The sequence below is a fragment of the Nocardia sp. NPDC005978 genome (genome assembly GCF_040614455.1).
Classification (GTDB): domain Bacteria; phylum Actinomycetota; class Actinomycetes; order Mycobacteriales; family Mycobacteriaceae; genus Nocardia.
In genome coordinates, this window is record NZ_JBEXUS010000104.1 from 18036 (window position 1) to 28679 (window position 10644).

Genomic DNA, 10644 nt, shown 5'->3' on the forward strand with positions numbered 1-10644 from the left:
GTTCGGTTCGTCAGCTGGGGTCCAGGGCCCCGGCGTGGTAGCGGGTGGCCGCGTTCCAGAGGAAGAAGCTCGGGATGCGCTGGGCGGCGGCGGCGTCGACCTGGGCTCGGACCTGGGCGTCGTTGTAGGTGAAGCCGAGGCTGAAGTCCTGCAGCCAGGGCACTATCTGGGTGCCGGTGCCGTCGAGCAGCCGATGGAAATCCTCCAGTGAACGGAAGATGATGTCGTACGGCTGGGCGTTGGGATTGGAGACGTCGTATTCGCCGGGATTCCAGTGCGAGGGGTACAGCATCGGCGCCACGTAGTCCACGTGCCTACCCATCATCGGGATGTCCTGGGCCACGGCGTCCGGCCGGGTGGCGGCGATGCCGAACACGGCCGCGCTCTGGAACGCCCCGGCCGCCCGCACCGGGTCGCGGCTCTCGCGCAGGAATTCGGCGATGGAGACCGTCGGCGCGTCCGTCAGCCCCGGGAACACCATGCTCGACAGCGACCCGTCGGGCCGGCGAATGTAGTCGTACATGACCTCGTCGAAACCGAGTTTCGCCGCCTCGACCGCGAGATCGATGTTGTAGCGCCGCATTTCGGCGTTGGCGAAATTGGTGAAGGCGATCGCGCCGTAGTGGCTGGAGTACGGCTGCCCGGACGGGCTCTGGATCACCCAGTCCCGCCGCCCGGAGTTCCACGCCCATTCGGCCATGGTCGGATCGCGGAACGCGACGATCCGCCCCACCACCCGAACGCCCATATCGTGCAGCTGCTTCAGCGCGTCGGGGGCGTTGTAGATCGTGCTCGCCGCCCCGGACTCGCGGGCCAGCGGCACCTGCGAGTCGTAGCCGACGACCCCGTCCTCGTCCTTGATGTCGAGCTGGACGGTGTCGATGCGCCGCTCGCGCACCATGTTCAGCACGTCCTCGCGCAGCGGCTCGTACGACCAGGCGTGCGCGGTGACGTGCACCGCCCGGATCCGCGGCACCACGGCCCGGGTGGTGATCGGCTGGGTCACGGTCTTGCCGTCGGAGTCGGTGGCCACCAGCGCGCCGCCCACCGGCAGGCCCGCGAGGGTGACCTCGAACGCGCCGTCCTCGGCGAGCGGCACCTGCTGCCCGGCCGCGGTGAGGCTCTCGGCGCCGACCGCCTTGCCGCGCAGGGTGATCGGCGCGCGATAGGACGACACCGTGTCGGGCTGGCTCACCTCGAGGGCGAGCGGCAGCGCCGCGGCCTCGGTGCGCGTGGCGCCGGACCTGGCCCACAGCACTCCGGCGGCGAGCACCGCCACGACAACCATCGCCACGACAACCGCCAGGCGGCGACGCCCGGTGGCCGGGACCCGCTTCAGCAACGCGCACACCAACTCTCATTCGAAGTTCCCCAAACTATCCGCTGCCGCGGCACCGCGCGCGCGAGAATCCCGACTCTGCCCCGTAACGGATTGGCGGACATTAGAGTTCGGTGGATGGCCAGACTCGGGTTCGGCGCGGCCGGTGCCGCCGTCGTGGCACTCATGATCACCACCACCGCCTGCGGAACCGCCGACCGAGCGGCCGTCGCGCCCGAGGCGAACACCTCGGTCATCGCCCCGCCGCCACCGCCCGACCCCGCCACCGTCGGCGCGAACGAACTGGGCCTGGTGCCCATTCTGATGTACCACCAGATCACCCCCGCCCCGGCCGGGGACTACGACCAGACCCCCGAGAAGTTCCGGGCGGAGCTGGATCGGCTGCTGCGCGAGAACTACCGGCCGATCACGGTGTCCCAGTACGTCTCCGGGACGATCGACCTGCCCGCGGGCACCCACCCCGTCGTGCTGACCTTCGACGATTCCACCGCGAGCCAGATCGCGTTCACCGCCGCGGGCGTTCCCGCGCCGGACACCGCCGTCGGCATCCTGGAGCAGTTCCGCGCCGACCATCCGGAGTTCGCGCCCACCGCAACCTTTTTCGTGAACAACGAGGCGTTCTCCGGCGAGACGCGCGCCCTGCCCTGGCTGGCCGCGCACGGCTACGAGATCGGCGCGCACACCGCGACGCACGCCAACCTGGCCCGCCTGGACAGCGCGGGCGTGCAGCGCGAGATGGTGGAGAACATTCGCGCCGTCACCGCCGCGGTGCCCGGCGGTCAGGTGCGCAGTCTGGCCCTGCCGCTGGGCATTTCCCCCGTCGATCGCGCACTGGCCGTCGCGGGATCCTGGGATGGACAGCCCTACGCCTTCGGCGCGGTCATGCTGGTGGGCGCGGAACCGGCCCCGTCGCCGTTCGGTGCGCTCGATCCCACCGCCATTCCGCGCATTCGCTCCGGCCGCGCCCCGGTGCCCTTCGATTCCACGCACTGGCTCGACCGGCTCGCCGAGAATCCGGACCAGCGCTACACCGCCGACGGTGATCCGGCCCGAATCTCCTTCCCGCGTGCCCTGTCCGCCGAGCTGACCGCGCGCTGGGCGGATCGGGCGACGGCGTACTGAGACGACCTCCCGGTCGCCGGCGCGCGGCCGGACCGTGCGCCGATATCCGCGGCAGATTGTGCGGAAAGCGAATTCGACACTGCCCCAGACAAACTCTGCGCTTTCCGGGACGGGGCGCCTCGGTAGCTGCGCCGAAGCGGCCCGGCCTCGGCATCTCGGTGTCCCAGCCACGGCGGGACGGGAGCCCCGGCATCCCTTGTCCCTGACCGCAACCGCCAATCTGACAGGTGTGACAGGTCACGGTTGTGCATCGTTCGTGACGGGCGTTACTGTAGCGACTCGTTGGTAGGAACTGCGTCGTTCCTCACCACGGGGAGGATGCACGATCGCATGATCAGATATCGATTGGCGGCCAAGGTGGCGGCCGCGACCACCGCTGTTCTCACGGTGATCGCGGGTGCGGTGCTCGCCGCCGGGCCCGGGCAGAGCACGCCGGACACCGATACCCTCAATGCCCAGCTCACCGCCACTCATACTGGCCCGCAACAGTATCCGCGGGTCTTCATCGAGTGGGACGTCCCGATCACCATGAGCGACGGCACGGTGCTCAAGGCGAACGTCTACCACCCGGCCGACGCGAACGGGCAGCCGATCGCCGAGCCGACGCCGACCATTCTGAATCTGACGCCCTATACCAAACTGCTCGGCAACATCGCCGACTCCGCGCTGGCCGTCCCCGGCCTGTCCGATCTGCTCATGCCGGTGCTGGCCAATCTCGACTTCTCGGCCTTCGGCCTGGGCGGGCTCAGCGACCTCGGCAACGCTGTCTCAGGCGGCGCGGGCCGCACTTTCGCCGTGGACCGCCAGCTCATTCAGAGCGGCTACACCCAGGTCGTGGTGGATGTCCGCGGAACCGGTTTCTCGCAGGGCGTCTGGCAGGTGTTCGGCGACCGGGAACAGCAGGACGGCGCCGAGGTGGTCGACTGGGCCGCGGCCCAGCCGTGGTCCAACGGCAAGGTCGGCATGAGCGGCATCTCGTACTCGGCCATCAACCAGATGCACACCGCCGAGCGCAAACCCGCCGCGCTGAAGGCGATATTCCCGATCGTGCCCGGCAGTGATCTGATCCGCGACGTGGCCGCGCCCGGCGGCGCGCTGGGCATCGGGTTCATTCCGGAATGGCTGGCGGCGGTGAACGTCACCAAGCTGATGCCGGATCTGGTCGCGCTGCTGTCCGGCAAGTTCGACGGGGTCTGGCTGAAGGATCGGATCAAGGATCCGTTCACCTTCTTCAACGTCGTCATCGCCGCGCTCACCACCCCGAGCATCGATGAGATCCCGCCGTACCTGAACGACATCCTGGACGACGAGAGCGCGTTGCGCACCGCCTGGGTCGGCGATCCGTCGCAGATCGAGGTGCCCACCTTCATCTACGGCGGCTGGCACGACATCTTCACCTACTCCTCGGCGCGGGCCTTCAACGAGATCAACGTGCCCGACAGCCAGAAGAAGCTGGTGATGGGCAATACCTACCACGTCACCACCGGCGCGGGCCTCGGCCGGCCGGGCGCCCCGCCCGCCCTGGATGTGCTGCAGCGCGCCTGGTTCGACAAGTGGCTCAAGGGCATCGACAACGGCATCGACGGCTACGACCAGGTCACCAGCTGGCAGCAGGGCGGCGGCTGGACCACGAGTCCGGCCTTCCCGCGCCCGGACGCCGATTACCGCCGGATGTACCTGAACGGCGCGCCGTCGGGTTCCGCCCCGGGCAGCCTGCGCGACGCGAGCCTGACCACGGCGCCGGGCGAGGCCGACCGGCTCACCGTCGCACCGGGTCTGACCACCGTGTGCTCGCGCGACACCGCGCACGGCACCGCGGGAATCGTCGCGGCCTTCGATATCTGCGCCGAGGACGCGCGCATCAGCGAGACGAACGCGCTGACCTTCACCACGGCGCCGGTGACGCAGCCGACCCAGATCTCGGGTCCGATCGCGGTGCACCTGAACACGGTGCTCGACGCCACCGACGGCTACTGGACGGTGACGCTGAACGACGTCGCGCCCGACGGCCGCTCGCAGGTGTGGACCACCGGTCAGCTCACCGCGTCGCTGCGCGCGCTGAACGAGGAGAAGTCCACGCGGTCGGCGAACGGCGACTACACCTCGCCGTACCCGTACCTCACCCTGGACACCCGCCAGCCGCTGGTGCCCGGCGAGGCCACCACCATCGATCTGGGCCTGTTCGCCACCGACGGTGTCCTGCAGCCGGGTCATCGCCTGCGCATCGACGTCTTCGCGGGCAACTTCCCCAGCAGCATCCTGCTGCGCCCGCTGCTGAACGAGAGCGAACTGCGGCCGCAGCACATCGAGATCGATCCGAATCGGCCGAGCTGGGTGAACATCCCGGTGATCGGTGATCCGGGCTGGTGAGTCCGTCCGATAGGTAGACAGAGCGGCGATGCCCGGGCCGGGTGGTCCGGGCATCGCCGTGTTCCGGGCCGGATCCCGGTGTATGAAACGCGCTGAACTGGCCGAATGCCCGCATCGGATTGTTCTAGTCAAACTGACTAAAACAATGCTACGGTGGTCGCATGATCGAAGCGATGGTGCGAACCGACACCGGGGCCCAGCCCGACGACGTCGAGTTCCTGCGATTCCCGGGCGGAGAGTGGTTTCTCAAGACCGGACCCGAATTCGACCCCGCCGCAGCTCGTTTCGCGGTGGTGCGCGGCGGATTCCCCGATGACCTGCTGGCCCTGGGCATGTGGTCGGATCTGGTCCGCGGGCTCGGACAGCCGGCTCGGGTCCTGATGCCGTACATACCCGCCGCGCGCACCGATCGCGATGTGCCCTGCGGCGCGGCGGTGTACGCGGCGGTCATCACGGCCTTCGCCGACGAGCTGATCTACGCCGACATCCATTCCCCGCTGGCGGAATCGAAGCTGACCGGCACGACGCTGACGCCGATTCCGCTGGGGCCCTTGGCCGCCGCCGCGGTGCCGGGTGACTACCAGGTCGTGATCGCCCCCGACGCCGGGGCGCGGGACCGGGCCGAGCAGGTCGCCGCCGCGCTCGGCGGAATCGAGGTGCGCTACGGCCGCAAGCACCGCGACCCCGCCAGCGGACGGCTCGGCGGCTTCGAACTGGATCCCGGCGCCGTCGCCGGGCGCCGGGCCCTGGTCGTCGACGACGTCTGCGACGGCGGCGGCACCTTCGCCGGACTGGCGGCCGCGGGCGAGTTCGCGGCGGCCGAGCGGGTGGACCTGTGGGTCACCCACGGGGTCTTCTCCGGCGGTGCGCGGCTGAGCGCCAACCTCGCGCCCTACGCCCGGGTGCACACCACCGACTCCCACCCCGGAGCCCGCGCCGGCCTGCTCGAGCCGGACCGGCTGCGCATCGTTCCCATCGTCGAACACGCTCTCACGCAAGGAATCCTGTGATGTTCCGCAACACCGTCGACCCGCTGTTCCTGACCGACGCCTACAAGCTGGATCACCGGCGGCAGTACCCCGCCGGAACCACGCGCGTGTATTCCAATCTGACGCATCGCGGTTCGCGGATTCCGGGGGTGGAGCACGTCGTGCACTTCGGCCTGCAGGCGTTCATCTCCGATGTGCTCGAGGACGCCTTCGGCCGCTTCTTCGCCGCCGACGCCGACCGGGTCTGCGCCGAGTACGAGCGCCGCGTGACCGCGATCCTGGGCCCGAACGTCATCGGCAGCGCCCACATTCGCGCACTGCACGCGCTGGGTTACCTGCCGCTGTCGATCCGGTCGCTGCCCGAGGGCACCCTCGCCCCGGTGAAGGTGCCGGTCCTGACCGTGGAGAACACCCACCCGGAGTTCTTCTGGCTGACCAACTACATCGAAACCGCGCTCTCGGCGGCGATCTGGCAGCCGTCCACCTCGGCCACCACCGCCTGGCGACTGCGGACCCTGCTGACCGAGCGGGCCCGCGCCACCGGCGCGCCGATCGAGGCCGTGGACTTCCAGGGTCACGACTTCTCCTTCCGCGGCATGCCGGGAATCGAGGCCGCCGCGGCCTCGGGCGCGGGTCACCTGCTCTCGTTCACCGGGTCGGACTCGCTGGCCTCGGAGGACTGGATCCGCTACTTCTATCCGGACGACTCCGGCGAGACCCTGCTGGCTTCGGTTGCCGCGACCGAACATTCGGTCATGTGCGCGGGCACCCGGGAATCGGAGGACGAGACCTACGCCCGGCTGCTCGAGCTGTATCCCAGCGGGATCGTGTCGGTGGTGAGCGACACCTTCGACCTGTGGCGGGTGCTCACCCACACCCTGCCCGGCCTGCGCGAGCGCATCCTGGGCCGGGACGGCACCCTGGTCGTGCGCCCCGACTCCGGTGATCCCGAGACGATCCTGTGCGGCACCGGCGCCGACGACAGCCCCGCCGGGCTGGGCGTGGTGCGCCTGCTCTGGAACGCCTTCGGCGGCACCGTCAACGCGGCCGGATACCGGGTGCTGGACCCGCACATCGGCGTCATCTACGGCGACTCCATCACCTACGATCGCGCCGATGCCATCACCGCCCGGCTGGCAGGCATGGGATTCGCTTCCACCGCGGTCGTTTTCGGCGTCGGCTCGTACACCTACCAGTACGTCACCCGGGACACCTTCGCCTCGGCGATGAAGGCGACCTACGTCGAGGTGGACGGCGCGGGCCGGGACATCTTCAAGGATCCGGCCACCGACTCGGGCACCAAACGTTCGGCGCGCGGCCGGCTTTCGGTGCTGCGGGACGACGCGGGCGAGCTCTACGTCCAGCAGCGGGCCACCCCGGAGCAGGAGGCGGCGAGCGAACTGACCGAGGTGTGGCGCGACGGCGGGTTCCTGCGTCGGGAGGGCTTCGCCGCGGTGCGCGCCCGGCTGCGGTCGGAAACGCAGCGGTACGCCGCCCGGACGGGCGGCCCCGCGATCACGACCGCCGCCGTGTGAGCGGGCGCCCGGCGGTGTCATCGCGCCGCCGGGCCGGGGTCCACCGGCGGCGCCGTCCACTCGTCCGAATGAGACCCTTTGTGGCGCTTGGGAGATGATGGGTCGGTGCTGAGCATTTTCGATGAGGAGTTCGCCCGCGATCCGTGGCAGGTGCTGCGATCGCTGCGGGACGGTGGGGGAGCGCATCGGGTGGCCACACCGGATGGGCCGCCCGCCTGGCTCGTCACCCGGTACTCGGACGTGCGCGAGGGCCTGCTCGACGCACGGCTGTCGACGAATCTGCGCTACAGCGCCGGTGCGGACTACCGGGGCTTCGCGGTGCCCGAACCGCTGGATGTGTTCCAGCGCAGCGACCTCGACGAGCTGGCGCGCCTGCGCGGCCGGGTGACCGGGCAATTGCGCCGGGCCGGGGAATGGTCCGGGCAGGCTGGCAAACTGATGCGGGAGCGGCTGACCGAGCTCGACGGCGCGGGCGATTTCGACTTCGTCGAGCAGGTGGCGCTGCCGCTGCCCGCGCTCATTCTCGGGGAGTTGCTGGGGCTGCCCGACGTCGAGCGCGACGCGCTCGCGCGGTGGGCCGCGGCGACCCTGCGCCCCGAGGCCGCGCCCCGCGCCCGCGACACCCTCGCGACCATGGCCGAGATCGTCGAGGCCGTCATCGCGCACGGCCGGGCGGGCTCGGCGGACACCATGCTGGGCCGCCTGGTGCGCGACGAGAGTCACGGTCCGGCAGCCGATTCCGGTGAACTGCCCGGATTGCTGTTCTATCTGCTGTTCGTCTGGTACGAGGTACTGATGGATGTGCTGGCGGGCGCGGTGCTCACCCTGTCCGGCCGCCCGGATCAGCTCGCCGCGGTGCGCACGGCAGCGGAGTCGGCCACACCGGTCGACGAGCTCCTGCGATACCTGTCGCCGCAGGTGCTGGCCGGGCCCCGGTTCGCCGTCACGGATCTGGTGATCGGCGGCAAGACGGTCGCCGCGGGTGAGACCGTGCTGCTGTGCCTGGCCGCTGCCAATCACGATCCCGAGCGCTTCGCCGATCCCGGTGTCCTGGACCTGGCTCGCACCCCGAATCCGCATGTGGCACTGGGGCACGGCGCGCACGCGTGCGTCGGGGCGGGCCTGTTGCGGCCGGTGCTGGGTGCGGTGCTCGCCGAGCTGTACGGGCACTGGCCGGGGCTGCACGCCACCGTGGCCGAGCGGGAGGTGCGGTGGCGGTCGGGATTCCGGCATCGAGGGCCGTTGCGCCTGCCGGTGCATCCGGGAGCGACTTCGTGAAGGGGGCGAGCGACTCTGGTCGCCCCGTTCCGACTCCGTGTACGAACCTGGTGGATACCGCTGTCCTCCCCTTCGGGGACAGCGACATCTACGAACGGAACGAAGTAGGGACGAGTATATGATCGCCATCACCACCGCTGTCAACTGCAGGAGACAGGATTAGAATGGTTGCCGCACAACAGCATCCGTTCACCAGCGCGCTCAACAGTCTCATCGGGGGCATGCATCCGCCCGTGACCAGGGACTGTCGTGAAGTGGAGATCACGCACCGGGCGCTGGCCGAGGATATCGCGCGCACCACGGGCGTCGGCCTGTCGGCGAACTATCTGTGGAAGCTGCGTACCGGGCAGACGGTCAATCCGTCGTTCGAGACGCTGGAGGCGCTGCGCGTCTACTTCGGGCTGGACAGTCTCGACCCGCTGACCAATCCCGAACTCGCCGTCGCGCGCGGCCGGGAACTGGCTCTGGTCAACGCGCTCAAGGGAAAAGCCGACTCGGCGGCGCTGGAACTGGTGCTGCGCGATGGTCTGGCGCACGGTACCGTGCGGGCCGAGACCATCGTGGCGATGCTCGATGTGCTCCGGCGGATCGAGGCCGAAAACTATGGGGAAGACTTGTGAGACATGCGGATCGCGGTCTGGGAGAGCTCGGGGGATGAGCAATCCATGATGGATCATCGCCGGCTGCGGCGCGGGTTGCGCGACCTGGGCCTGCCCGGTCGCTTCACCGTCGCCGAACTGGCCGAGGCCCTGGCCCGCCGACGCGGGCGACCCCTGCGCCTGCGCCCGGAACCCTTTCCGGTGGCCGGGCTGTCCGGCGGCCTGCTCGTGACCAGGGACATCGATTTCCTGGCCTACCAGAGCAATACCAGTGAGCTGCACCAGGATCACATCGTGTGCCACGAGTTCGGGCATCTGCTCGCCGGGCACGAACCGGTCACCGTGACCGGCGAGGACGCCCTGCGTCTGCTCGCCCCGAACATCGATCCCGCGGTGGTGCGCCGCATGCTCGGGCGTTCGTGCTCCTCCGCGGCCGAGGAGCACGAGGCCGAGCACATCGCGGATCTGCTCATGGCGCACCACATCACGCGCTGGACCCCGCGTGCGGAGTGGGTGCTGCCCGACAACACCCCGGCGGGCGTCCGGCACCTGCTCGATACCCTCGGACCTGGAATCGACTGATAACCGGTGGAATTCGCTCTCGTCTACGGCAGCGTCGGCACGCTCGCCGCGGTGGTGTTCACCTGGCGTCTCATCCTGGCGGTGCGCGGGCCGCGCGGCAGCGCGCGCTGGGCCGTGGCCATCGCCATCGCCTGCACGGCGGTGGGTTTCGTCACCGCCATGCCCGCCGCGTACGAGTGGATGGCACGGGTCACCGGCGTCCCCAATCTGGCCACGCTCATCGTCTACTCCGCCATCACCACCGCGGTCATGGCGCAGATCGTCTGGACCACCTACCTGGTGGGTCCGGACGATGCCCCGCCGCAGGGCCCGAACGTGAACGCCCGCAACGTGATAGTCGCGAACGCGGTGGTCGTCGCGATCATGGCGGGGCTGTTCCTGGCCGCGCCGGTGCACGACACCCCGCACGCCACCGACTTCGACCACCACTACGCCACCGAGCCCGTGGTCGACGTGTTCCTGGCGATCTATCTCAGCGCCTACACCCTCGCCCTGCTGCGCATCGTGGTGCTGTGCCGGGCGTGGCTGCCGCACGTGCGCGAACAGCCCTGGCTGCGCCGGGGCCTGCGGCTGCTGACCGTGGGATCGATCATCGCGGTCGGCTACGCCATCGGCAAGGTCGTCGCGGTGGCGGCGGCCTGGGCGGGCATCGACGCCCGCACGCTCAACAGCGACATCGCGCCGGCGTTCGCCAGCATCGGCGCGACGATCATGCTCTTCGGGTACCTGTGCCCGTCGCTGCTGCCGCAGGCCGTCGCCGCGGTCCAGCGGATCCGGGCGCTGCCGCTCGATCCTTATATCAATAGAAAACAAAACAAAACACCACACAC

Annotated in this window: 9 protein-coding genes; 8 read left to right on the top strand and 1 reads right to left on the bottom strand. The window is 69.8% G+C overall.

The features are described from left to right. Positions 1–10 precede the first annotated feature (10 nt). Positions 11–1351, bottom strand: a complete 1341-nt coding sequence (locus tag ABZ319_RS32375; RefSeq protein ID WP_354990338.1) for a putative glycoside hydrolase — start codon at positions 1349–1351, stop codon at positions 11–13. Between the two features lie 105 nt (positions 1352–1456). Here ABZ319_RS32375 and ABZ319_RS32380 point away from each other — a divergent pair, with 105 nt between their 5' ends. The 8 genes from ABZ319_RS32380 to ABZ319_RS32415 form a co-directional block, all read left to right on the top strand. Beyond that, positions 1457–2461 carry a polysaccharide deacetylase family protein gene (locus ABZ319_RS32380; RefSeq protein ID WP_354990339.1) on the top strand — a complete coding sequence of 335 codons (1005 nt, stop codon included), beginning with the start codon at positions 1457–1459 and terminating at the stop codon, positions 2459–2461. A gap of 330 nt (positions 2462–2791) precedes the next feature. Then, positions 2792–4831 carry a CocE/NonD family hydrolase gene (locus ABZ319_RS32385; protein ID WP_354990340.1) on the top strand — a complete coding sequence of 680 codons (2040 nt, stop codon included), beginning with the start codon at positions 2792–2794 and terminating at the stop codon, positions 4829–4831. 161 nt (positions 4832–4992) lie between these two features. After that, positions 4993–5841, top strand: a complete 849-nt coding sequence (locus tag ABZ319_RS32390; protein ID WP_354990341.1) for a hypothetical protein — start codon at positions 4993–4995, stop codon at positions 5839–5841. After that, on the top strand, positions 5841–7355 hold the full coding sequence (locus ABZ319_RS32395; RefSeq protein ID WP_354990342.1) for a nicotinate phosphoribosyltransferase: 1515 nt from the start codon (positions 5841–5843) through the stop codon (positions 7353–7355). Before ABZ319_RS32390 ends, ABZ319_RS32395 begins: the two co-directional genes overlap by 1 nt. 105 nt (positions 7356–7460) lie before the next feature. Further along, the gene (locus tag ABZ319_RS32400) at positions 7461–8633 is read left to right on the top strand and encodes a cytochrome P450 (RefSeq protein ID WP_354990343.1); all 1173 of its coding nucleotides are present in this window, start codon (positions 7461–7463) and stop codon (positions 8631–8633) included. Positions 8634–8797: 164 nt separating this feature from the next. Further along, on the top strand, positions 8798–9253 hold the full coding sequence (locus ABZ319_RS32405) for a hypothetical protein (RefSeq protein ID WP_354990344.1): 456 nt from the start codon (positions 8798–8800) through the stop codon (positions 9251–9253). Between the two features lie 3 nt (positions 9254–9256). Next, complete coding sequence (locus ABZ319_RS32410) at positions 9257–9814, top strand: hypothetical protein (RefSeq protein ID WP_354990345.1); 558 nt, start codon at positions 9257–9259, stop codon at positions 9812–9814. 6 nt (positions 9815–9820) lie between these two features. Continuing rightward, a partial coding sequence (locus tag ABZ319_RS32415; protein ID WP_354990346.1) for an MAB_1171c family putative transporter occupies positions 9821–10644 on the top strand: 824 nt, incomplete at its 3' end.

What these genes read in the sequence shown, in the direction of transcription:
- ABZ319_RS32390 (WP_354990341.1), top strand. Translation starts at nt 4,993, where the DNA reads ATGATCGAAGCGATGGTGCGAACCGACACCGGGGCCCAGCCCGACGAC.
- ABZ319_RS32380 (WP_354990339.1), top strand. Translation starts at nt 1,457, where the DNA reads ATGGCCAGACTCGGGTTCGGCGCGGCCGGTGCCGCCGTCGTGGCACTC.
- ABZ319_RS32395 (WP_354990342.1), top strand. Translation starts at nt 5,841, where the DNA reads ATGTTCCGCAACACCGTCGACCCGCTGTTCCTGACCGACGCCTACAAG.
- ABZ319_RS32385 (WP_354990340.1), top strand. Translation starts at nt 2,792, where the DNA reads ATGATCAGATATCGATTGGCGGCCAAGGTGGCGGCCGCGACCACCGCT.
- ABZ319_RS32410 (WP_354990345.1), top strand. Translation starts at nt 9,257, where the DNA reads ATGCGGATCGCGGTCTGGGAGAGCTCGGGGGATGAGCAATCCATGATG.
- ABZ319_RS32405 (WP_354990344.1), top strand. Translation starts at nt 8,798, where the DNA reads ATGGTTGCCGCACAACAGCATCCGTTCACCAGCGCGCTCAACAGTCTC.